General features: G+C 48.8%; 21 protein-coding genes, 2 tRNA genes and 1 rRNA gene. 11 read left to right on the top strand and 13 right to left on the bottom strand.

Annotated features, from left to right (window positions below):
- Positions 1-42: 42 nt before the first annotated feature.
- The 3 genes from thiI to pomA form a co-directional block, all read right to left on the bottom strand.
- Entirely contained in the window at positions 43-1,491 is a 1,449-nt protein-coding gene (thiI, locus tag BZG75_RS13300; RefSeq protein WP_077577243.1) for a tRNA uracil 4-sulfurtransferase ThiI, read from the bottom strand.
- A gap of 146 nt (positions 1,492-1,637) precedes the next feature.
- Complete coding sequence (locus tag BZG75_RS13305) at positions 1,638-2,573, bottom strand: flagellar motor protein MotB (RefSeq protein ID WP_077461638.1); 936 nt, start codon at positions 2,571-2,573, stop codon at positions 1,638-1,640.
- Between the two features lie 44 nt (positions 2,574-2,617).
- Positions 2,618-3,379, bottom strand: a complete 762-nt coding sequence (gene pomA / locus BZG75_RS13310) for a flagellar motor protein PomA (protein WP_069361155.1) — start codon at positions 3,377-3,379, stop codon at positions 2,618-2,620.
- Between the two features lie 220 nt (positions 3,380-3,599).
- Here pomA and xseB point away from each other — a divergent pair, with 220 nt between their 5' ends.
- Genes xseB through dxs form a run of 3 tightly spaced genes read left to right on the top strand, consistent with a single transcriptional unit; the run spans position 3,600 to position 6,636 of the window.
- Positions 3,600-3,845: an exodeoxyribonuclease VII small subunit gene (xseB, locus tag BZG75_RS13315; RefSeq protein ID WP_077461639.1), complete on the top strand. Its 246-nt coding sequence runs from the start codon at positions 3,600-3,602 to the stop codon at positions 3,843-3,845.
- Positions 3,838-4,737 (top strand): (2E,6E)-farnesyl diphosphate synthase, encoded by a 900-nt coding sequence (gene ispA, locus BZG75_RS13320; protein WP_077461640.1) that lies wholly within the window; start codon positions 3,838-3,840, stop codon positions 4,735-4,737. Before xseB ends, ispA begins: the two co-directional genes overlap by 8 nt.
- Positions 4,738-4,764: 27 nt before the next feature.
- Positions 4,765-6,636 carry a 1-deoxy-D-xylulose-5-phosphate synthase gene (gene dxs / locus BZG75_RS13325; protein ID WP_021024155.1) on the top strand — a complete coding sequence of 624 codons (1,872 nt, stop codon included), beginning with the start codon at positions 4,765-4,767 and terminating at the stop codon, positions 6,634-6,636.
- Between the two features lie 159 nt (positions 6,637-6,795).
- On the opposite strand, the gene upp is transcribed toward dxs, so the two are convergent.
- Complete coding sequence (gene upp / locus BZG75_RS13330; protein WP_021024156.1) at positions 6,796-7,422, bottom strand: uracil phosphoribosyltransferase; 627 nt, start codon at positions 7,420-7,422, stop codon at positions 6,796-6,798.
- A 184-nt stretch (positions 7,423-7,606) separates the two neighbouring features.
- Between upp and purM the strand changes: the two genes are divergently transcribed.
- Positions 7,607-8,650 carry a phosphoribosylformylglycinamidine cyclo-ligase gene (gene purM, locus BZG75_RS13335; RefSeq protein ID WP_077577244.1) on the top strand — a complete coding sequence of 348 codons (1,044 nt, stop codon included), beginning with the start codon at positions 7,607-7,609 and terminating at the stop codon, positions 8,648-8,650.
- The gene (gene purN, locus BZG75_RS13340; protein ID WP_021024158.1) at positions 8,647-9,285 is read left to right on the top strand and encodes a phosphoribosylglycinamide formyltransferase; all 639 of its coding nucleotides are present in this window, start codon (positions 8,647-8,649) and stop codon (positions 9,283-9,285) included. The genes purM and purN overlap by 4 nt, the downstream gene beginning before the upstream one ends.
- Before the next feature lie 39 nt (positions 9,286-9,324).
- Here purN and BZG75_RS13345 read toward each other — a convergent pair whose 3' ends face one another.
- Positions 9,325-10,119, bottom strand: coding sequence for a class II glutamine amidotransferase (locus BZG75_RS13345; protein ID WP_077461644.1), 795 nt, complete (start codon positions 10,117-10,119; stop codon positions 9,325-9,327).
- Positions 10,120-10,140: 21 nt separating this feature from the next.
- Complete coding sequence (lpcA, locus tag BZG75_RS13350) at positions 10,141-10,719, bottom strand: D-sedoheptulose 7-phosphate isomerase (protein ID WP_021024160.1); 579 nt, start codon at positions 10,717-10,719, stop codon at positions 10,141-10,143.
- 303 nt (positions 10,720-11,022) lie between these two features.
- On the opposite strand from lpcA, the gene fadE reads away from it, so the two are divergent.
- Positions 11,023-13,467 (top strand): acyl-CoA dehydrogenase FadE, encoded by a 2,445-nt coding sequence (gene fadE, locus BZG75_RS13355; protein ID WP_077577245.1) that lies wholly within the window; start codon positions 11,023-11,025, stop codon positions 13,465-13,467.
- Positions 13,468-13,536: 69 nt separating this feature from the next.
- On the opposite strand, the gene BZG75_RS13360 is transcribed toward fadE, so the two are convergent.
- Both BZG75_RS13360 and dnaQ read right to left on the bottom strand, forming a co-directional pair.
- Positions 13,537-14,856, bottom strand: coding sequence for a TIGR03503 family protein (locus BZG75_RS13360; protein WP_077577246.1), 1,320 nt, complete (start codon positions 14,854-14,856; stop codon positions 13,537-13,539).
- 8 nt (positions 14,857-14,864) lie between these two features.
- Entirely contained in the window at positions 14,865-15,587 is a 723-nt protein-coding gene (gene dnaQ, locus BZG75_RS13365; RefSeq protein ID WP_021024163.1) for a DNA polymerase III subunit epsilon, read from the bottom strand.
- Positions 15,588-15,638: 51 nt separating this feature from the next.
- Between dnaQ and rnhA the strand changes: the two genes are divergently transcribed.
- Entirely contained in the window at positions 15,639-16,106 is a 468-nt protein-coding gene (gene rnhA / locus BZG75_RS13370) for a ribonuclease HI (RefSeq protein WP_021024164.1), read from the top strand.
- Between the two features lie 12 nt (positions 16,107-16,118).
- On the opposite strand, the gene BZG75_RS13375 is transcribed toward rnhA, so the two are convergent.
- Positions 16,119-16,844 (bottom strand): class I SAM-dependent methyltransferase, encoded by a 726-nt coding sequence (locus tag BZG75_RS13375; protein WP_077577247.1) that lies wholly within the window; start codon positions 16,842-16,844, stop codon positions 16,119-16,121.
- Positions 16,845-16,876: 32 nt separating this feature from the next.
- On the opposite strand from BZG75_RS13375, the gene gloB reads away from it, so the two are divergent.
- From gloB to BZG75_RS13390, 3 genes are all read left to right on the top strand, one after another.
- The gene (gene gloB / locus BZG75_RS13380; RefSeq protein WP_077577248.1) at positions 16,877-17,635 is read left to right on the top strand and encodes a hydroxyacylglutathione hydrolase; all 759 of its coding nucleotides are present in this window, start codon (positions 16,877-16,879) and stop codon (positions 17,633-17,635) included.
- Between the two features lie 71 nt (positions 17,636-17,706).
- Positions 17,707-19,284, top strand: coding sequence for a lytic transglycosylase (locus BZG75_RS13385; protein WP_077577249.1), 1,578 nt, complete (start codon positions 17,707-17,709; stop codon positions 19,282-19,284).
- Positions 19,281-19,970: a YIP1 family protein gene (locus tag BZG75_RS13390; RefSeq protein WP_077577250.1), complete on the top strand. Its 690-nt coding sequence runs from the start codon at positions 19,281-19,283 to the stop codon at positions 19,968-19,970. The genes BZG75_RS13385 and BZG75_RS13390 overlap by 4 nt, the downstream gene beginning before the upstream one ends.
- A 42-nt stretch (positions 19,971-20,012) precedes the next feature.
- Here the strand turns inward: BZG75_RS13390 and BZG75_RS13395 are convergent, their stop codons facing one another.
- A complete protein-coding gene (locus tag BZG75_RS13395) occupies positions 20,013-20,855 on the bottom strand; it encodes an endonuclease/exonuclease/phosphatase family protein (RefSeq protein ID WP_077461649.1) in 843 nt (280 codons plus the stop codon).
- Between the two features lie 184 nt (positions 20,856-21,039).
- On the opposite strand from BZG75_RS13395, the gene BZG75_RS13400 reads away from it, so the two are divergent.
- Positions 21,040-21,438, top strand: coding sequence for a gamma-glutamylcyclotransferase family protein (locus BZG75_RS13400; RefSeq protein WP_021024170.1), 399 nt, complete (start codon positions 21,040-21,042; stop codon positions 21,436-21,438).
- A 100-nt stretch (positions 21,439-21,538) separates the two neighbouring features.
- On the opposite strand, the gene BZG75_RS13405 is transcribed toward BZG75_RS13400, so the two are convergent.
- The 3 genes from BZG75_RS13405 to rrf all read right to left on the bottom strand — a co-directional run bounded on the left by BZG75_RS13405 (position 21,539) and on the right by rrf (position 22,018).
- Positions 21,539-21,615, bottom strand: a tRNA-Trp gene (locus BZG75_RS13405).
- A gap of 8 nt (positions 21,616-21,623) precedes the next feature.
- Positions 21,624-21,700: transfer RNA gene (locus BZG75_RS13410), tRNA-Asp, on the bottom strand.
- 202 nt (positions 21,701-21,902) lie between these two features.
- Positions 21,903-22,018, bottom strand: a 5S ribosomal RNA gene (gene rrf, locus BZG75_RS13415).
- Positions 22,019-22,093: the final 75 nt, after the last annotated feature.

The raw sequence follows: 22,093 nt of genomic DNA on the forward strand, positions 1-22,093 counted from the left end.
CAGGCAGCCGATTGGGCTGCCTGTTTTTTACGTTCACAATGATTAAACCCGATAGACTTTCACATTCTCAAAGCCCATATCTTTGAGGTACAGGGCTTGCAGTCGACTCATTACGCCACGTTCACAATAGAGCAAATAGGTTTTACTTTGGTCAAGATCACCGAACTGCGTCGCCAACTTAAAGAAGGGAATATGAGCGACGTTCGCACCTTCAACCTTAAGTGGTTTGTCTTCTTGCTCTTCGCGGCTGCGAATATCTAAAACGACGGAATCTTTATCAACCTCGTTGACCCATTCCGCTTCTGGCGCTTTCTCTTTGCTTAGCGCTTCAATGGCACGGATATCCATGATCGTCGCCTGATCAACCGCTTGTTCTAACAAGCTAAAGTCAAACTTTGATTCCTCATGTTCCAACTTGGCTTTTTCCGCTTTGACCGTGGGCTTTTTCGAAATCACCCCACAGTACTCAGGCATGGTTTTGGCAAAATCTTCGGTGCCAATTTTGCGTGCTGTATCAATAATATCTTCTTTGTCCCAGTTGATCAGCGGGCGCAAAATCAGGCTATCAGTGACGTTATCAATCATGCGCAAGTTAGTGAGTGTCTGACTAGATACTTGACCCAAAGCCTCGCCGGTTACCAAGGCCTGAATACCGAAGCGCTCTGCAACCATGCTCGCCGCACGCACAAACATGCGTTTCAACACCACGCCCATCTGACCGTTATCAACGTTTTCGAGAATGCTATTAACCACCGGCTCGAAATCAATCGAAATAAACTTCACTTTGGCCGAGGAACCAAATTTATTCCAAAGATAGTGAGAAACCTGCTGCACACCCGTTTCATGAGATCTGCCGCCAAGATTAAAAAAGCAATAGTGAACCTTACTACCACGTTTTATATGCAGGTAACTCGACACCCCTGAGTCGAAGCCGCCCGATATCAAGCTCAGTACGTCTTCTTGCGTACCCAGCGGGAAGCCGCCTAAGCCGGTATGACGATGCTTCACCAAGTTCAGCTTATCGTGGTCAACTTCCATCATCACGGTTACGTCAGGCTTTTTCAGCTGTACGCTTGCCGACGGAACAGCTTGGTTTAACCCACCGCCCACATAGCGTTCAAGCTCAATAGAACTAAAGTCATGCTTGCCGCGGCGTTTGGCTCGGACACAAAACGTTTTTCCTTCAATTTGATCACGCACCCCCTCTAAAGTGAGTGTATAAATATGATGCAAATCGTTAAACAGTGTCTGCTCTACCTCAAGCACAGTTTGGACGCCAGGCGTGTTAGTTAGCACATCCAGCACCAGCTGACGCTCGTCCGGTTGTTTTAATGTCACCTCAATGTGATCCCGACGGTTATATACCGCCGTATTACCAGTCCGACGCTTTAGAATATTACGAATATTGCATTCGAGGATTTTAGTAAAACGCTTTCTGACTGACTCGCTTTTGACGATCACCTCAGGGTGAATTTTAACAATAAACTTCATAACCGGTTCGATACAGCTGGAAATAAAGCCGCGGATTATACAATAACCAAGGCGCCGCTGAAACCGGCTATTTTTATATCTATTAAACGGCAATAAGGCGACGCTCACGCACCGGAATCGATAAGTCGTGACCGTCGCAGAGGATGTTAAGGGGGAGGATCAGCCACATCATCAGCAGAAATCTCATCTGAAAAGCTCGGTTTCCCTTGCATCACAGCGATTTCTACACGCCGGTTGGCGGCTCGGTTGTCGGGAGAGCTATTCGGAGCTCGTGGCTGGGTGTCGGCCAAGCCTTCTACCTTCATCCGCAAATGGTTAAAGCCGGGCACTTTTTCCATTTCCTGTGCCACTGAGACCGCACGCTGTGCGGAAATGTCCCAGTTAGATCGATATAGCTCAGACTCCAGCGGTGTGCTGTCGGTATGGCCTGACACTTTAATTTCTCCAGGAACATCTTTTACCAGCTGCGCAATTTGGCGCACCATGGGGCGGAACTTAGGCTGCAAAAACGCAGAATTGGGAGGAAACGCCCCCTTTTCTTGAACGCGGATAACCAGCTGCTGACCTAGGTTTTCAACCTCGATAGCGCCTTCTTCTATCTCGCGCTGCAACGCCTGCATCAAGGCTTTTTGTAACTGCTCAAGTTGCTCTTGCATCCGTTGTTGTTCAAGCTGTGATGCAACCTGAGCACTCGATCCACCTTCTTTGTCAGAGGTTGTCCGCTGAGATCCGCCAGAGCGATCATCTTGCCCCTCTTGAAAGTCCAAGGTGCGCTGCGTCATGTCAATGGTTTGCTGCATGATCACTTCAATGGGCGTCGGCTCTGGGCGGCCAGGGCGAAACTCTTGTGCAATCACACTGGTCCCTTTAGGAATATCTTTCACCTCAAGGACGTTTTGTACCCCAAACGCAAATTTCATCGAGCCAGCGATTTGCTTAAACTTAAGCACGTCCATTTCTGAAAAGGACAACAGAAGGACGAAAAATGCAACAAGCAACGACATTAAATCCGCAAACGTCCCCATCCACGGTGGTAAACCGGGGGGCGGGCATTTACATTCCTCTTCTTCTTGTTGTGCCATCTCGATTCCTTACCGAAGACTATAACAGTGTTGATAATCAATGATTAACTCTCAACATCTACTTCACGTTTTTTCTCATTGAGATAGTTTTTCAAGAAACCATCAATCACTCTTGGATTTTGTCCATCCTGAATTGAGAGTAAGCCGTCCGTTATTAGTCGCCGATTCAGTTTTTCTTGCTCTTTCCGCAACGTCAGCTTATTCGCGATAGGAATGGCAAACACATTCGCTAGTAATGCGCCATACATAGTGGTTAACAACGCCACCGCCATCGCTGGCCCGATCGCTTTCGGGTCATCCATATTCGACAACATGGCCACTAAGCCGATCAAGGTACCGATCATCCCCATAGCAGGGCCGATATCCGCCATCGCTTTGAAAAAGCCAATGCCACTCTCGTGACGCTCGTCAGTGAGCGAAATGTCTTTATTTAGTGCCGTTCGCACCACATCCGCATCATGGCCATCAACGAGCAAGTCTACGCCTTTTTGCATAAACGAGTTAGTCACTTCCATTTCTTCGAGAGCGAGAAACCCGCCTTTACGCGCCGCATCGGCCATTTCGATAATTTTAGCAATCAAATCTTCCGGATCATCAGCTTTGAACATAAAAGCCTTGCCCGCAATTTTGAATGAGGAGAAGAACTGTCTCATCGGGTATTGCATGAGAACAACGAAAGTACTACCGCCAAATACAATCAATACCGACGGTAGATCAACATACATTCCAAAATTACCGCCCAGTAGCATCGCCATCGCAATGAAGGCTAATGCTCCTATAAGGCCTAGCACCGTCGCTATATCCACGTCAGTCTCCCTTAACTACCATTAAGTCATTGTTGTTCACTTTCAGGGTATTGGTTATATCGGCAACCAATCCTTTAGGTTTAGCGTAAATCCGTCAATATTAATAAGGATAACATGCCATTTACCGCTTGGGGTAAGAACACAAAATCGGCCTCTGCGGTTTGACCACTTTTCACCGCTGAGTTACCGTCTAGCCTTTCTTTTCTAATTTTATGGCATCATGGCTGTGAAGAAACCAGAAAATATGACCTTTGAGGACACGCTCAAAGAGTTAGACAGTATCGTTGGCGCGTTAGAGTCCGGCGAACTGCCGCTTGATACGGCAATGAAACGCTTCGAGCGTGGTATCACCTTAACCCGTCAAGGGCAAAAAACCTTGGCGGACGCCGAGCAACGGGTCGAGATCTTGCTTTCGCAAGAAGACGATGGGCCACTGACTGAGTTTTCCCCCCAAGACGATGACTAGTACTGTTGCAAAAGAGACTCTGCGCGAGACGCAAACGCGAAGTAACCGACAACTTGAATCCTGGCTTTATACCCTAGACCATCAGGAACAACCTCTTATTCAAGCGATGCGCCATGGCTTGTTGTTGGGAGGAAAACGGATTCGCCCGTTTTTAACCTATGCGACGGGGCAACTTTTCGGTATACCGCTTGCGCAGCTCGACACACCCGCAGTAGCCGTAGAATGTATTCATGCTTATTCATTAATCCATGACGATTTACCGGCGATGGACAACGACAGTTTGCGCCGTGGTCAGCCGACTTGTCATGTTGCATTCGATGAAGCGACGGCGATTCTCGCCGGTGATGCGCTACAAACACTGGCTTTTACCGTGCTTGCTGAAGGTGAACTCAATCCAAATGCCCAACCATACCGTATCGATATGGTGAAAGTATTGGCCAATGCAAGCGGCGCATCCGGGATGTGTCTGGGTCAATCACTTGATTTAGCCGCAGAAGGCCGAGCCGTTGATTTATATGCCTTGAAGCAAATTCATCGTAATAAAACCGGTGCACTCATTAAAGCGGCGGTACGATTGGGGGCCTATGCGGCTGGGGAGACTGGGGTGAAACACCTCGGATCGTTAGACCGATTTGCGGATGCTATCGGGCTCGCATTCCAAGTTCAGGATGATATTTTGGACATCACCAGCGATACGCAAACGCTTGGAAAGCCTCAAGGTTCCGATGTGAATGCGGAGAAGAGCACCTACCCTGCTTTACTGGGGCTGGCTGGCGCGCAAGAAAAAGCGGCGCAACTTTACCAAGAAGCACTACACGCCTTGGAGGCGATCCCCTACAATACCGAGCAACTGGAAGTTTTTGCCCGATATATCATCGAGCGCAACAACTAGCATGATTAATAAAAGCGCCGAACCATTATGACATTGGATATATCAAAATACCCAACCCTCGCGCTTGCTGATACGCCTGAAGAGTTACGCACCTTACCGCGTGACCACTTGCCTCAGTTGTGCGAGGAGTTACGTACCTATTTACTTAACACAGTGAGCCATTCCAGCGGCCATTTTGCCTCAGGGCTGGGAACGGTGGAACTCACTGTGGCGCTGCATTATGTCTATAATACGCCGTTTGACCATCTTGTTTGGGATGTAGGGCATCAAGCTTACCCCCATAAAATCTTAACCGGACGGCGGGAGCAGATGCCCACGATCCGGAAAAAAGATGGCCTTCACCCCTTCCCTTGGCGAGAAGAAAGCCCTTACGATGTGCTGTCAGTCGGGCACTCTTCGACCTCAATCAGCGCAGCTCTCGGGATGGCTATCTGCGCGGAAAAAGAAGGGCAAAACCGGCGCGTAGTCAGTGTGATTGGCGACGGCGCCATCACCGCGGGGATGGCTTTTGAAGCCATGAACCACGCTGGGGATGTGAAGCCCGATATGTTGGTCGTACTGAATGACAATGAGATGTCTATCTCAGAAAATGTCGGCGCCTTGAATAATCATTTTGCGCAATTGCTTTCTGGCAATGTCTATACCAGCATTCGCGAAGGCGGCAAAAAAGTGCTCTCCGGCGCCCCCCCGATTAAAGAATTGGTACGTCGTGCGGAAGAACACCTCAAAGGCATGGTCGTGCCTGGCACCATGTTTGAAGAGTTAGGCTTTAATTACATTGGTCCGATTGATGGGCACGATGTCGAAGAGCTGGTCAAAACCCTTAAAAATATGCGCCACCTAAAAGGTCCGCAATTTTTACATGTGATGACCAAAAAAGGCAAAGGTTACGCGCCGGCAGAAAACGATCCGATTGGCTATCATGCTGTCCCCAAGTTTGATCCGAGCGTGCATACGTTACCTAAGTCTAAGCCTTCCAGCCCCAGCTTTTCCAATGTGTTTGGTGATTGGCTTTGTGATATGGCCGAACAAGATGACAAATTGTTAGCCATCACGCCAGCCATGCGAGAAGGGTCTGGCATGGTCCGCTTTTCTAAGGCACACCCAGATAAATATTTTGATGTCGCTATCGCGGAACAACACTCGGTAACGCTTGCCGCGGGTATGGCGATTGGAACCTATCATCCGGTGGTCGCGATTTATTCGACCTTTCTACAACGCGCTTATGATCAGCTCATTCATGATGTCGCGATCATGAATCTTCCGGTGTTATTTGCGATTGATCGCGGTGGTATTGTCGGCGCCGACGGTCAAACTCACCAAGGTGCGTTTGATTTAAGTTACTTACGATGCATCCCAAATTTGGTTGTCATGACGCCCAGTGATGAAAACGAATGCCGTCAAATGCTGTATACCGGTCATACTCATGATGGTCCCGCCGCAGTGCGATACCCACGAGGCAGCGGGATGGGCGCTGTTATTGAAGATAAAATGCAAGCTATCCCCGTGGGTAAGGGTGTGGTCAAACGTCAAGGCGAGTGCATCGCGATCCTTAACTTTGGTACCTTGCTGCCAAGCGCATTAGAAGCGGCAGAAGCGCTCAATGCAACGGTTGTCGATATGCGCTTTGCTAAGCCTCTTGATCACACACTGATCGAGGAGATGGCAAAAGCCCATGACTGCTTGGTAACCGTGGAAGAGAATGCGGTAGCGGGCGGCGCTGGCTCTGGCGTCATTGAAACATTGATGGCGCAAGGCACGGTGAAACCCGTCCTGCAAATAGGCTTACCCGATCGTTTTATTTCGCAAGGCACACAACAAGAAATCCATGCCGATATCGAATTAGACAGCACCGGCATTGAAGCCCAAATCCGGCGCTACCTCGCTAAGCTAGGTTAAGCTAAGCCCCTGAAACTAAAAAAACCGCTAGTACTTAGCGGTTTTTTTGTTTTTCCAAACGATTAATTTGATGACTTGGCGTCTGGCTACTTGGCTTCTGACGACTTAATGGCTTGGTTACTTAATGACCTAGTTACTTAGTTACTTAGTGCCAAAAAGTTACTTAGTGCCAAAAATCTTATCGCCAGCATCGCCCAAACCAGGAACAATATAGCCGTTATCATCTAACTTCTCATCAATGGCAGCAGTATAAAGCTCCACATCAGGATGTGCTTTTTTCAGTGCTTCGATCCCTTCAGGCGCTGAGACCAAAACCAAAACCTTAATTTGCTGACAGCCCTGCTCTTTCAACAAATCGATCGTCGCAATCATAGAGCCACCGGTTGCTAACATCGGATCCACGACCAAGGCCATTCGCTCATCGATGTTGCTCGCCAGCTTATGAAAATAAGGCACAGGTTCAAGGGTTTCTTCGTCACGATAGACACCCACGACACTGATCCGCGCGCCAGGAACGTGCTCTAAGACACCATCCATCATACCGAGTCCAGCACGAAGGATAGGCACCACAGTCACTTTTTTACCTTTAATTTGGTCGACATCAACCGGGCCATCCCAGCCATCGATCGTCACTTTTTCTGTATCGAAGTCTGAGGTGGCTTCATAAGTCAACAGGCTACCTACTTCGGTGGCAAGCTCACGAAACCGCTTGGTGCTGATATCACGTTCACGCATCAAGCCGATTTTATGTTTGACTAACGGGTGCCTTACTTCCACGACCTTCATCTTAGACTCCTTACAAAAAACAAATTCTCGGTAGTATACATGAAAGTAATTTGCTAGCGTAGAGATAGCGCTTGATATATCGTTTAGAATCTCACCAAACTGCTTACGCAAACGTTTTCCTTTCACTGAATGCGCTGATAGAATAGCGCCGACTTTTGATTTCCAACTCCGGCGAGGAATTGCAGTGAGCGGTAAACAATCATCTCTTAGCTATAAAGATGCAGGTGTCGACATTGATGCCGGCAACGCACTGGTCGATCGTATTAAAGGTGTGGTGAAACAAACACATCGCCCTGAAGTGATGGGAGGACTAGGCGGTTTTGGTGCACTTTGTTCATTGCCAACCAAATACAAAGAGCCCGTACTGGTGTCTGGTACGGATGGCGTTGGAACCAAGCTACGCCTTGCATTGGACGCGAATAAACATGACACAATTGGCATCGATTTGGTGGCGATGTGTGTCAACGATCTGATTGTGCAAGGCGCAGAGCCGTTATTTTTTCTTGATTACTATGCCACAGGAAAGCTCGACGTCGACGTCGCTGCCAATGTCGTGACCGGAATCGCACACGGCTGCCAACAAGCCGGCTGTGCCTTGATCGGCGGCGAAACCGCTGAAATGCCGGGAATGTATAGTGGCGACGATTATGATGTCGCTGGCTTTTGTGTCGGGGTGGCGGAAAAGTCGGCGCTGATTGATGGCAGCAATGTCGGCGATGGCGATGCACTGATTGGCCTTGCGTCCAGTGGTCCGCACTCAAACGGTTATTCCCTGATCCGTAAAATCCTCGATGTGAGCCAAGCGGATCTCAGCACGCCATTGGCCGGTCAACCGCTTATCGAACATTTGTTGGCACCGACCCGTATTTACGTCAAATCTGTCTTAGCGCTGCAGGAGCAAACCTCAATTCACGCGGTGTCGCATATCACAGGTGGCGGTTTTTGGGAGAACATTCCCCGCGTATTACCTGCAGGGACAAAAGCAGTGATCGACAATAACAGCTGGCAGTGGCCTGCAATTTTTGACTGGCTGCAAGAAAAAGGCAATGTCAGCGATTACGAAATGCTACGTACGTTTAATTGTGGTGTTGGCTTGGTCATTGCGCTACCACAAACCGAAGCAGAGAAAGCAATTGCTTTACTCAATGAAGCAGGAGAAACCGCTTGGCAACTGGGTCATATTGCCCATGCAAACGCTAATGAAGCGCAAGTGGAGCTCACAGAATGAAACGCATTGTTGTGTTAATTTCTGGTAGTGGCTCAAACCTGCAAGCGCTCATTGATCAGTTTCATCAGGGGCATCAGGCACGCATCGTTGCTGTTATCGCCAATAAAGCAAACGTGTATGGCCTAACACGTGCCGAGCAAGCCGATATTCCCGCTCAGGTCGTTGCTAATACAGCGTATGCCAGCCGCGAAGACTATGACGCGGCTTTGGTTCGGGCTATCGATGTTCATCAACCCGACTTAGTGGTATTGGCTGGCTTTATGCGTATTTTAACCCCAGGTTTTGTCAGCCATTACGCAGGGCGGATGCTAAATATTCACCCATCACTGCTCCCTAAATACACGGGACTACATACCCACCAGCGCGCGATTGATGCTGGCGACAAAGAGCATGGGACGTCGGTACATTTTGTCACGGAAGAACTTGATGGTGGGCCTGTGATATTACAAGCTCGCGTCCCTATCTTTGCCGATGATGAGATTGATTCCGTCGCCGCCCGTGTTCAACAACAAGAACACCGAATCTATCCATTAGTGGTTAAATGGTTTATTGATGGACGGCTTAAAATGGAAGCTGGGAAAGCTTGGTTGGACAATCAACCACTCGGTCCTTCAGGCCATGCAGCTGACGATTGACCGGCATTGCGATGAACAGGCGCCTCGGCGCCTGTTCGATCATGATGTGGCGACGCTCGCTTGGTTCGAGCAATAGACCTCGCCAAAGTGGAACACGCAGTACTCCCCTTCTTGCATCTTATGCCAGCTCTCATTATTGGTCAGCGGCTGCGTCGCAATCACTGAAACAATATCATCCGGCGTTGTCTGCTCGTGAAAATCAACTGTCATTTCTTGATCGATCAAACTCGCTCGACCAAATGGCGCACGACGTGTAATCCAATGCAGATTATTGGTGCAATACGCCATCACATAATCGCCATCGCTAAACAGCATGTTATATACGCCAAGCGCGCGCAGTCGGTCACAGCGTGAAGCAATAAAATCAAACACCTCACACATGTTGTCCGGTTGCTTTGGATAATGCTTAAACAGCTCGTTCAACAACCAACAAAAGGCCTTTTCACTATCAGTCTCTCCCACGGGTTTGAAATGTCCCGTCTCGAGACTTTCAAACCCAGAGAGTTGGCCATTATGGGCAAAGGTCCAATGGCGTCCCCAAATTTCTCGCGTAAAAGGATGTGTGTTTTCCAAGCTCACGCCGCCTCGGTTCGCTTGACGAATATGACTAACGACCGAACAGCTTTTGATCGGATAACTGGTTACAAGCTCCGCGACTTTAGATTGACTGCTGGGGGCCGGATCTTTAAAGGTACGAAATCCTTTACCCTCATAAAAAGTAATCCCCCAACCATCACGATGCGGACCTGTTTTTCCGCCCCGTTGAATTAAGCCGGTAAAACTAAAACAGATATCCGTAGGGACGTTGGCACTCATGCCAAGTAACTCACACATTCTTTCGTCTACCTCTGCGAATTATGCTGCCATTTCCTTTTCCACCAATTGGATCAGAATATGGATAATTTTGATATGAACTTCTTGAATGCGATCAGCATAACCAAAGTGTGGAACCCGAATTTCGATGTCCGCTAGCCCGGCCATTTTGCCGCCATCTTTTCCCGTTAGCATGATTGTTTTCATGCCCTTTTTCTGAGCCGCTTCCATCGCGTTTAAGATGTTTCCTGAATTCCCCGAGGTCGATAGGCCAAACAGAACGTCCCCCTTCATACCCACGGCTTCAACATAACGGGAGAAAACATACTCGTAGCCAAAGTCGTTGGAGACACAGGAAATATGACTCGGATCGGAAATGGCAATCGCCGGGTAGCCTGGACGGTTTTCGCGGTAACGCCCGGTGAGTTCTTCAGCAAAATGCATCGCATCACAATGTGAGCCACCATTACCACAAGACAACACCTTGCCGCTGGCCTTAAAACTATCAGCAAGGAGTGTCGCCGCTTTTTCAATCTGCTGGATGTTATTATCATCACTCAAAAATGCGGTTAACACATCGGCTGCTTCTGAAAGCTCACCGCGAATAAGATCTTGGTACATGGCACCTTCCCACTGTTAACAAATATCACGCCCGTTAGGCATCAGTCAGTTCAACTGTCAGTGTACCCGTATCGTTTTAGGGCTGTCGACTACCGTTATCATCCAGCAAGCGAGCTCGGTCACGTTTGCTTGAATGGCAACCTATCTTTCCATTTGTGCAATAACTGCAGTGAAGATTTTCTGACCTTGCAGGCCAGGTCACACCGTATGATTTTACAATTATTTAATTTTTTGGTTACATTGAGTGGTACGACCTCTTACCACGACGCGTAAGAGCCTAATTAAACCGAAGGAGATGACGTGATGGCAACAGGGTTATATATCGTCGCCATGCTAATACTGGCCGGCGTACTCGCATACCATCGTGCTAAGTTGCTGGTATCGACTGCCGTACTGGCAGCCGGATTAGTTGTAGGGACAGTCATAGGGAGTGTGGGGCAAATTACTTGGTTAATTTTTGCCGTCATTGCTCTACCACTAAATATTGTGACATTTCGTCGCAATTGGCTGAGTAAGCCTGCATTTAAAGCTTTTAAATCCGTGATGCCAGAAATGTCAGCAACGGAGAAAGAAGCGATCGACGCAGGCACCGTCTGGTGGGAAGCCGATTTATTCCGCGGCGCCCCGGATTGGAACAAATTGCATGATATTCCGGCCCCCACACTTAGTGCTGAAGAACAAGCCTTCCTCGATGGACCTGTCAATGAGGTCTGTCGCATGGTTGATGACTACCAGGTCACGCACGAGCTTGCCGATCTTCCCGAAGAGGTGTGGCAGTATCTGAAGGACAATAAGTTCTTCGCCATGATCATCAAAAAACAATATGGTGGCTTAGAGTTTTCCGCATATGCACAGTCTTTAGTGCTGCAAAAACTGTCGGGGGTTTCTGGTGTACTGTCGTCAACCGTGGGTGTTCCTAACTCGCTCGGCCCTGGTGAACTACTTCAGCATTATGGTACCGAGGATCAGAAAGACCACTACCTCCCTCGCCTTGCCCAGGGTAAGGAGATCCCTTGTTTTGCATTAACCAGCCCAGAAGCCGGTTCGGATGCGGGCTCTATTCCAGACTACGGCGTAGTGACCAAAGGCGTTTGGAACGGTGAAGAAGTCCTGGGAATGAAAATCACCTGGAACAAACGCTATATCACGCTTGCACCAGTAGCGACTGTCTTAGGCTTGGCATTTAAGCTACGCGACCCCGATCATTTACTCGGTGATCAAGACGAGCTCGGCATCACTTGCGCATTGATCCCAACCGATATGGAAGGTGTGCAAATTGGTCGCCGCCATTTCCCATTGAACGTGCCTTTCCAAAATGGCCCGACTCAAGGTAACGAAGTCTTTGTTCCGATGGACTTTATTATTGGCGGGCAAAAAATGGCCGGTCAAGGCTGGCGCATGTTGATGGAGTGCTTGTCTATTGGTCGCGGTATCACGCTGCCTTCAAATACCACGGGTGGGCTTAAATCGGCTGCACTTGCAACCGGCGCTTACGCACGTATTCGTCGTCAGTTCAAATTGCCAATTGGCAAAATGGAAGGGATCGAAGAGCCGCTGGCTCGCATCGCGGGTAATGCCTATGTTATGGATGCCGCGAGTGCGTTGACCGTGACAGGGATTGATGCAGGCGAAAAACCCTCTGTTATCTCGGCAATCGTCAAATATCACTGTACTCACCGTAGCCAGCAGAGCGTCATTGATGCGATGGATGTTATTGGTGGTAAAGGCATCTGCTTAGGGCCGAAAAACTATTTGGGCCGGAATTACCAGGGTTCACCGATTGCTATCACCGTGGAAGGTGCGAATATTCTGACCCGCTCAATGATTATCTTTGGCCAGGGGGCGATTCGTTGTCATCCATTTGTCTTAGATGAGATTCGTGCGAGCGAGAATAGCGATCAGCAAGCGGCACTTGCAGCATTTGACAAAGCACTGTTCGGTCACGTCGGCTTTGTATTTAGCAATGTTGCTCGCACCCTTTGGCTTGGTTTAACCGATGGACGTTTCTCGAAAGCACCACGCAAAGACGCGACACGTCGTTACTACCAGCAGATGAATCGCTACAGCTCTGCGCTGGCACTGCTTGCTGATGTCTCTATGGCGGTATTGGGCGGTAACCTGAAACGTAAAGAGCGCTTATCGGCGCGCTTGGGGGATGTGCTTAGCCAGCTCTACTTAGCATCCGCGACCATGAAGCGTTACGCTGACGAAGGCTACCAGACCGAGGATCTTCCTTTGGTTCATTGGGGCATGCAAGACGCGATGTACCAAACAGAGCAAGCATTGGATGGTTTCCTCGCAAACTTCCCGAATCGTGTGATTGCCGGGTTAGTAAGAGCCTTGGTGTTCCCTCTTGGTAGAGGACGCCGCCAGCCGGGTGATCGTCTGGATGGTAAATTGGCAGTGATTTTACAATCACCTAGTGCGACGCGTGACCGGATTGGTCGTGGCCAATTCTTTGAGCCAGGCAATGCGATCGGCAATATCGAGAAAGCGTTGCATGACATCCTCAAGGCTGAGCCTATCCATAAGAAGGTCTGTGATGGTCTTGGCGAGAAGTTGCCGTTCATGTTCCTGGATCAAGTAGCCGATAAAGGGTTACACGCTGGCGTCATTTCCGAGCAAGAAGCCGACTTGCTGCGAGAAGCCGAGCAAGGTCGACTCGAAACAATCAATGTCGATGACTTTGATCCTGCAGAGTTACCTGCCGTGTCAGTCAAAGAAAACAAGATGCATAATGCGGCATAACCGCACTGTATTTTGAGCGTACCGCTAAAAGAGAGGGATTTCCCTCTCTTTTTTTATCATTAACCACAGCTAAACATTTTTATTCGATCCATCGATATCCAGCTCATCCGTCTCTTCACTTGCCTCCTTTGACTCCGCATCTTTATCTGGTGGCGGAGCTTCAAGCTCTTGCGCGGCTTCAGCTAATTTTCGTGCTTTACGCTTTTTCAGCACAAACCAGGTTGCGGCGCCAATCAAGATGACAAGCAAATTACCTAAGCCAATAATAATGAGAGACGTTGTACGTGCTTCAGCCTGCTCTCTTTCTCGTCTCCGTGCCTCGGCGGCCTCCATCATTGCCTGCTCACGCGCTTCGCGCTCTGCTTCAGCTTGTTCTAGCGCTTCGTAATCTGTAACAGCAAAAGTTTGCTCTGGTAAGGGGAAAACCAGGGAGCGACCCGACAATTGGTCTGTCGCATATAGTGTTGAGCGCCATTTATATTGCCCAGGCGTACTCGCATAGGGAATATCGAGCGAGAGTGTCTCTGACTTTTCCTCACTATTTTTTTGATAAACCGTTGTCTTGCCTTCGGTATCAGTAAACTTGGCATGAACAGACACGCTACCGGGCTCAATGCTAGCTTGTTCCGTTTGAATAGCTAACTGATGCGGTTCATCATCTATTTGGCTTTGCTTAAAAGTCGCCATAAGTGGCGTCGGGTAAACGAGGACTTCTTGCTCAAGGGTACGAAAGAAGATCCCATTTCCCGATGTCACGCGCGCTCGATACTTACCTGGCATCACATCAATAGGGAGCGAGACAGTAAAAACCCCATCATTAGGCGCTTCATCCAGCCCTGTTCCATCATCACTAAACTGGCCGAGCGATTTTGGCTGAGGAAGTTGGTCAGGGTTAAGCGAGGCAGGATCGTCAACAAACTCAGAAAAACTAACGGTGAGATCCACACGCCGAATAAAGTCTCGCAGATTGAGGGGGTCATCACCTAACATTAATCGTGCGGTAAATTTAATCGCTTCACCTTGATAAAGCCGACTGGGCAAATCTTCCACTTTCATGCGCAAGTCGCTCAGCACTTTCACTTTGTTATCAGGGCTAACGCGACCAATGGCTTGCCACGGCCCGGGCATCGGATCGCTAATCGATACAATGTCCATATCAGCCTCTTGATGCCAAGAGACATTATCGGGATGCCGCCATGCATAATATTTGCTTCCGTCAGGCCGAACCAAGACCACGGGCATGCTGGGTTTTTCTCGATAAATGACAAACGCAGCACGCTCAATCGTGGGGTCAACGCGAAAGCGGTTTTCCAGCAGCCGGATTTCTTGCTCGTTGGCGTGTGCCAATAAAGGGAAACAAAAACAAACTGCCCACCACCGCTTTCTCATGCCTGCTCCTACTGCCGCCAAAGACAGCTGCCGTTTTGTTCAATAAAGTCTAACCGCGCTTCATGCGCACTCATTTCATCGGCCGATGCAGGGATGACCTTTAGCGATTTCTGACGCTTAACCGTTCTCGGCGCCATTGGGCTTGCATTATCAGTATCGGTCCCTGCATTAAAGGATAAATCTGTTTGTCCACCCGTCATTAACAGATAGACGTCAGCTAGTATCTCCGCATCCAGTAAAGCCCCGTGTAATGTGCGCCTTGAGTTATCAATGCCATAGCGATCACACAATACATCCAAGTTATTACGTTTGCCTGGGAAGATTTTCTTCGCCATTGCCAAGGTATCTGTGACTGTGCAAATCTCATTGGTTCGCACCGATACCCCGAGGTTTTTAAACTCATGGTCCATAAACCCCACATCAAAGGGCGCATTATGAGCAATCAACTCAGCACCTTGAATAAAGTCGACGAAGGCCTGATGCACGTGCGTATAGGCAGGCTTATCTGCTAAAAATGCATCAGTAATACCATGCACTGAAATCGCTTCAGGGTCGATCGCGCGCGTGGGTTTGATGTAGGCATGAAAGTGCCGACCGGTGAGTTTGCGATTGATAATCTCAACGGCACCGATTTCTATAATATTGTGACCTCGGTAGTGAGGCCCACCTTCGCGGTTCATACCTGTGGTTTCGGTATCTAACACGATGAGACGATCGTAATTCGCTTTCATGGCAATAACTGTGTCAAACTTGGCTCAGATGAATAGCCTATAGTATCAAAGATGACCAAGCAGGTAGAAATTTTCACAGATGGTTCATGCCTCGGTAACCCAGGTCCTGGGGGGTATGGTGTGGTAATGCGCTATAAGCAGCATGAAAAAACGCTGAGTGCTGGGTTTACCCTCACCACCAACAACCGCATGGAGTTGATGGCCGCGATTGTCGGGTTACAAGCGTTAAAAGATTCCTGCGAAGTGGTTCTGACCACGGACAGCCAATACGTTCGCCAAGGAATTACCCAGTGGATCCATAACTGGAAAAAGCGCCAGTGGAAAACGGCGGATAAGAAGCCGGTTAAAAATGCCGACCTGTGGCAGCAATTAGATCAGGTGGCAGCCAACCACCAGATCACGTGGAACTGGGTAAAAGGCCACGCCGGTCACCCTGAAAATGAACGTTGTGATGAGCTCGCGCGTCAAGCCGCTAACCAACCAACCGAAACAGACGAAGGCTATCAGCCTCCCGCATAAAAGCATGGTGCGCTAACCGCCGTTAGGTACAACTCCCCCTAGCGGCGATACCGCTTGCTTTAGTTTCCAACGGGGCTTAATCGGTTTAAGTGGATAACTGCGTTTGCGCGCCATAATAAGATAAATAGATCCTAACGCGGGCGTTATCATACTGGCGCTACTTTCAACCCACGCATGGCGAGCGTTGGGGCGTTGTGTTGGCCATAGACCCATTTGATGTGCGGTAATGATTTCATAGTTCATGACACTTAACCAATCTTTGACGCGCAGCGGTGAAAACATTCGTCCTCCCCAAGGTAGGCGCTGATGTCGACCTCTAATCAGCTTTTTTATCCCCAGGAGACTGGTTGGATTAACGCCAGAAAGAATCAAACAACCATCGTCAATCATCACGCGATCGACCTCTCTTAGTAATCGGTGCGGGTCGTCGCTATAATCAAGTTGGTGTGCGAGTAAACAGACATCAAAGGACTTTTGGATAAACGGTAAGGCATAGTGGGCAGCCGTGAGGTTACGCATCGGATTGTGTTTATCGACACAGACTTGGTGTTGAATGTTACACTGTTCACTGACTAGCTCGCAGCTTAATCCACCTAATTTAAGCAAATGGTAGCCGAATAAAGTAGGCAGGCACTCATCCAGCCGAGTTTGCAATTGGGTGCGCGCCCAATCACCGTAGGCAATCTGGTCCCATGTATAGGGATAGTCAAACTGATGTTCAATGCGCGCTGGTTTCATTATTAAGGCTCATTCTATCGCTGGAGAACCCAATGCTTCACGTCAAAAGCATACCTGCATTTAACGATAATTACATATGGCTCATTATTAGTGAAGATAATCGATGCGCCGTGGTCGATCCCGGTGAAGCAAGTCAGGTTATTGACTATCTCAAAGCAAATACGTTGACACTGTCTTGTATTCTTATCACACATCACCACTGGGATCATACGAATGGTATTGAGGAGCTTGTCCGTTTCGCACCCAGCGCCCAAGTTATCGGACCGGAGATCAAACCTATCCCGCGCTTAAGTATGGCAGTGGGAGATGGCGATCAGATTGATGTTTTCGATCATCGATTTTTAGTGGTCGGAGTTGAAGGTCATACTGATGATCACATCGCTTTTGTTGGCGATGGGAAGCTGTTTTGTGGTGATGCGCTATTCTCTGCTGGCTGTGGCCGCTTGCTTGGGGGCACCGCAGCACAAGCGCTAAATTCGCTTAAGAAGCTAGCCTCCTTGCCGATTGAAACAGAGGTCTATTGCGCCCACGAGTATACCGCTGCCAATGTTGCCTTCGCACTCACTGTCGAACCTGAAAACGATGATCTCCATTTGTATCGCGAAGAAGTCAACCGATTACGCGCTCAGGAAAAACAAACACTACCGAGCACCATTGGACGCGAAAAACGTATCAATCCGTTTTTGCGCATTCATGAGCCAAGCGTAATTCAAGCGGTCAGCAGGCGTGCGCAAGATAACACTGAATTAGAAGTTTTCCGCGCCTTACGTCAGTGGAAGGACGAATTTTGAGCTGAGTCTCTTGTCATCAGTGAGACCAGCCCCTATCATCATCGGCTATTTTGGACGAAGGTTTTTATGCCATGAAGTACCGTTTAGTTTTATTGAGCACACTGTTGCTGAGCGGCTGTCAGTCAACGGGTGACGCTCAAGACACGGATACCGCCCACAAAGCGCCTCCTATTGCGGCCCAGAAGGCTTCATCTGCGCCCACAGAGACCGCAGTAACACCAGAGAAAGCGGTACCTAACCAACCCACGGTACTCTCACCGCAAAAACAAGAGGATGTTTGGCAGCGGATCAGTATGCAACTCTCCTTGCCTGTCCCAAATAATGCATCGGTGAGGCGGTATCGAAATTGGTATTTAAACTACCCTAATCACCTCGCAACCGTGACTGAGCGCGCGACGCCCTTTTTACACCTTATTGTTGAAAAAGTAGAAGCTCGTAATATGCCACTCGAGCTGGCACTGCTGCCTGTTGTTGAAAGCTCGTTTGATCAGTTTGCCTATTCTCATGGTAGAGCCGCGGGCTTATGGCAGTTTGTTCCTGCTACGGGGCGACGCTTTGGCTTAGAACAAAACTGGTGGTATGACGGCCGACGTGATGTGGCCCAATCAACCGATGCCGCACTTGATTACCTCGAGTACTTGCACGGCATGTTTGATGGCAACTGGTTACACGCAATCGCGGCGTACAATTCCGGCGAAGGGCGCGTATCAAGAGCGATCCGACGTAACGAGCAGCGCGGAAAACCGACCGATTTCTGGCACCTTGACCTTCCTAAAGAGACCAGCAGTTATGTGCCCAAACTCATCGCACTGGGTGACGTGCTGCGCAATAAAAACAAATACGGTTTAGATCTCCCTGAAATCCCTAACCAGCCAGTGTTAACCATGGTCGATCCGGGTATGCAAATGGATCTCGCGTTAGCAGCTAACTATGCCGGTTTGACTGTGTCAGAACTGCAAAGCCTTAATCCAGCCTATAACCACTGGGCAACGTCTCCATCGGGCCCAACTCACCTTTTACTGCCGAATGATAAGGTGGCGCGCTTCAATACCGAGCTCGCGAAAAATAAGAATCAGGGACTTCGTGTCGAACGCTATGCGGTTAAGTCGGGCGATAGCCTAAGTGAGATAGCAGACCAGTATAATACCACGGTAAAAGTACTCAAACGCGCGAATCAGTTACGCTCATCACGCATTCGTGTGGGTCAACGCTTAATGATCCCGGTATCGCTCAAAGATGAGTCTCAATACACGCTAAGTGCTCCTCAACGGTTGGCCGCCTTGCAGGCTGCCGAGCGTGATGGTTATAAGCGTACTCACACAGTACGTCAGGGAGATAGTTTTTGGACGATTGCGCGTCGTTATGACGTCGATTATCGCCAGCTCGCGAAGTGGAACGGCATGAGTCCTCGCGACACTTTAAGCATTGGTCAACAGCTCGTTGTGTGGGATAAAGAAAACAATACGCAACGTATTCGCACAATCACCTACCGTATTCGCCAAGGTGATTCACTGAGCACGATTGCACATCGATATAAGGTATCCGTGTCAGATTTAATCAAATGGAACCAACTGCGCCAGAACGCATATATCCAACCGGGACAACAGTTGACGCTTCATATTGATATTTCACGGAGTAGTGGCTCATGATGCAAGCCTCAACCAATCCATTTTATGCCTTACGTGACACCGTACTCCGACCAAGTGCGTGTTTCGCCGCACTAAGTCAACGACCAGCGTGGGGCTGGGTTGCTTATTTATTAATGTGCTTGAGCGCGATTGCATTTTGGAGTGCTTATTTTGATCACACGGATGTATCAACCCTTCAGCAAGCACTGGCTCAACAGCTGTCCATGCCTCAAGCAGAAGCGGAAAAGTGGTTACAACGAGAAACACTTTTAGCCTCTGAAGTATTGGGGGATTGGTTTGGTCGTGCCGCGGTAATTTTTGCCTTAGCCCTTTGGTTCCGATTATCCACCAAGCAAGAGGCACCTAACTTTGGCTATCGTCACTGGTTAGCGGCATCCTGCTTTATTTTCCTGCCGGCAGTCATTGGTGATTTAGCAAGCTATACCAATATGACACTCGCACCGAGCTTTATCCTTCCGGCTCATGCTGATCTCAATAGTCTGAATGGCCTGATCAAGCTACCGCTGACATCACCCTGGACAGCCTGGGCAGCCAGTTTACCCTTTCTCCTACCATGGTACTGGGTCCTCAGTATTACCGCTATTGGTACCTGGACACCATTAAATCAAGGTAAAGCCATTGTTGTCGCCACTCTCCCCTGGGTAGCTGTTTTCGGTGGCTGGGCGATCATCATTGCTGTGAGTTAATCCATTACGGCTGTGGGTTAATGCATCACACGCGACGAGCGCTCACCCTAGCACCTTAAGTTGTGCCTCCATCGCCGCATGATCGGAGGCACCATTATCAATCGCACTGGCCTGCTCCACGGTCAATCCGCGATAGAATATATGATCCAAAGGCAGCCCAAACTTAGTCATCCGCTGGTCCGGTTGAAAATGCATTTCTTGTAAAGACAAACGCGACACCATCGCTCTGACTGCTTCTAATCGCCGTTGCGACCACGTATTAAAATCCCCTGCCAAGATAATCGGTCCATCAACACGTAACAAGGCTTGCTCAAGCGCTGCTAATTGCTTTTTATAAGCCGCCATCGCGTAAGTGAAGTTAATGCTATGAATATTGACCACTGCCAGTCGCTGACCATTGGAAAGCTGATACTCACTGTACAGTGCACTTTTGGGCAAGCGTAAATAGGGCTCTACCGCTGTATAAGCGCAGCTATGGAGAGGATTAACCTGAGAAAGATTCATAACCCCAGCGACCGCATCTTGCATCGCAAACGCATAGGCTTGATCATAATGAAGTGATGACTGTGTAATCCAGCGCGCAAGTTGAGGGCCAAAACTCGCTTCCTGTAATAGCATAAGACGATGCGGATCTCGATACTGCGTCAATGCTGTATCCCATTGTGGCCGCTGCTGTTTGTAAATGTTCCAAACCAGCAAAGAGAAATGGCCTTGTTCATCCAGCGGTAATGAATGGGTATAATCAACACATTGGCGATAAATACCAGAGACAGTGTGTAACTGTGACCCATCGGGGACAGTAAAGTAACCATTGACACCCACTATGGCCGTTGGGACTAAAATGGCGCTTCCCCAGGCCACTACCTTGCCAATACGTCGTTTCATGACTTAATTACCACCATAAAGCTCACCACTGAAAGTATAGGTTGCCCCTACATCGGGCGCCGATTTTGCGATCGTTAATGCCTAAATACAAGTGATAAACACACCTTATCACTTGCCGCACACTTGATGTCAGGGATAGGATAGAAAAGCAATGATAACAAGGTGTATTCATGGAGCGACGCCTATGCTCAATAATCTATTTGTTTACGGTACTCTTTGTCCAGACGAAGAGAACCACCATCTGCTCGCTGATATGAAAGGGAGCTGGCACAAAGCCAGCATACAAGCAATACGCACCGACCGTGGCTGGGGATCGGCAGCAGGGCACCCAGGGATCGAGTTAAGTGATAACGCAAAGGACAGAGTAAAAGGCTGGTTATTTAAAGCTGACGATCTTTCAACGAGATTAGCGCAGATCGATCAATTTGAAGGCGCGGGCTACCAACGAGTGATTGTTGAAGTGGAATATAAACATACAAGCGGAGAAGACACCAAGCATACCACCGCCTTCACTTATGAACTCTGTTTTAGTCATCAGCCTAATACGACTGGGCCAAGCCAATTCGTCGCCAAAAACGACTAATAAGTGTTCTTACTCATAAACACCAAAACCACCAATAAGCCAGTGTATCGAGTGATACTTGTATAAAAAAAAGCACCGACATAAGTCGGTGCTTTTTAGGTGGCAGGGGTAGAGGGATTCGAACCCCCAACACGCGGATTTGGAATCCGCTGCTCTGCCAGTTGGAGCTATACCCCTATAAGTAGTGGCGGAGTGGACGGGACTCGAACCCGCGACCCCCGGCGTGACAGGCCGGTATTCTAACCAACTGAACTACCACTCCGCACCAATTCTGTCTCATCAAAGTCTTACATATCATTGCTTTGATGATTAAATTTTTGCTAACTAAAGCCCAATATTAAGCGCTAATTAGATTATCTTGTTTGATGCGATGAGGATTTTGAATCGAGACGCGCAGTGTATGCCAATACATGAGCATCGCAGATATCAAAAGCATCGAGCTATCAACAAGATAAGCAATGAGAGCCTGGCGATGTCCTACTCTCACATGGGGAGACCCCACACTACCATCGGCGCTGCTTCGTTTCACTACTGAGTTCGGCATGGAGTCAGGTGGGTCCAAAGCGCTATGGTCGCCAAGCAAAATTTGGTGTGTCTTCACTTTTCAGTCAAAACACAAATCTAGAAAGCTGTTTCGTTCTCGCCACAATCAACT

The sequence above is a fragment of the Salinivibrio sp. AR640 genome, from assembly GCF_001995405.1.
Taxonomy (GTDB): domain Bacteria; phylum Pseudomonadota; class Gammaproteobacteria; order Enterobacterales; family Vibrionaceae; genus Salinivibrio; species Salinivibrio costicola.

Coding starts and splice junctions, on each gene's coding strand:
- thiI (WP_077577243.1), bottom strand. CDS start 1,491: ATGAAGTTTATTGTTAAAATTCACCCTGAGGTGATCGTCAAAAGCGAG.
- BZG75_RS13345 (WP_077461644.1), bottom strand. CDS start 10,119: ATGTGTGAGTTACTTGGCATGAGTGCCAACGTCCCTACGGATATCTGT.
- upp (WP_021024156.1), bottom strand. CDS start 7,422: ATGAAGGTCGTGGAAGTAAGGCACCCGTTAGTCAAACATAAAATCGGC.
- BZG75_RS13360 (WP_077577246.1), bottom strand. CDS start 14,856: ATGAGAAAGCGGTGGTGGGCAGTTTGTTTTTGTTTCCCTTTATTGGCA.
- BZG75_RS13390 (WP_077577250.1), top strand. CDS start 19,281: ATGATGCAAGCCTCAACCAATCCATTTTATGCCTTACGTGACACCGTA.
- gloB (WP_077577248.1), top strand. CDS start 16,877: ATGCTTCACGTCAAAAGCATACCTGCATTTAACGATAATTACATATGG.
- purN (WP_021024158.1), top strand. CDS start 8,647: ATGAAACGCATTGTTGTGTTAATTTCTGGTAGTGGCTCAAACCTGCAA.
- rnhA (WP_021024164.1), top strand. CDS start 15,639: ATGACCAAGCAGGTAGAAATTTTCACAGATGGTTCATGCCTCGGTAAC.
- ispA (WP_077461640.1), top strand. CDS start 3,838: ATGACTAGTACTGTTGCAAAAGAGACTCTGCGCGAGACGCAAACGCGA.
- BZG75_RS13395 (WP_077461649.1), bottom strand. CDS start 20,855: ATGAAACGACGTATTGGCAAGGTAGTGGCCTGGGGAAGCGCCATTTTA.
- BZG75_RS13375 (WP_077577247.1), bottom strand. CDS start 16,844: ATGAAACCAGCGCGCATTGAACATCAGTTTGACTATCCCTATACATGG.
- fadE (WP_077577245.1), top strand. CDS start 11,023: ATGGCAACAGGGTTATATATCGTCGCCATGCTAATACTGGCCGGCGTA.
- BZG75_RS13385 (WP_077577249.1), top strand. CDS start 17,707: ATGAAGTACCGTTTAGTTTTATTGAGCACACTGTTGCTGAGCGGCTGT.
- BZG75_RS13400 (WP_021024170.1), top strand. CDS start 21,040: ATGCTCAATAATCTATTTGTTTACGGTACTCTTTGTCCAGACGAAGAG.
- lpcA (WP_021024160.1), bottom strand. CDS start 10,719: ATGTACCAAGATCTTATTCGCGGTGAGCTTTCAGAAGCAGCCGATGTG.
- BZG75_RS13305 (WP_077461638.1), bottom strand. CDS start 2,573: ATGGCACAACAAGAAGAAGAGGAATGTAAATGCCCGCCCCCCGGTTTA.
- xseB (WP_077461639.1), top strand. CDS start 3,600: ATGGCTGTGAAGAAACCAGAAAATATGACCTTTGAGGACACGCTCAAA.
- dxs (WP_021024155.1), top strand. CDS start 4,765: ATGACATTGGATATATCAAAATACCCAACCCTCGCGCTTGCTGATACG.
- dnaQ (WP_021024163.1), bottom strand. CDS start 15,587: ATGAAAGCGAATTACGATCGTCTCATCGTGTTAGATACCGAAACCACA.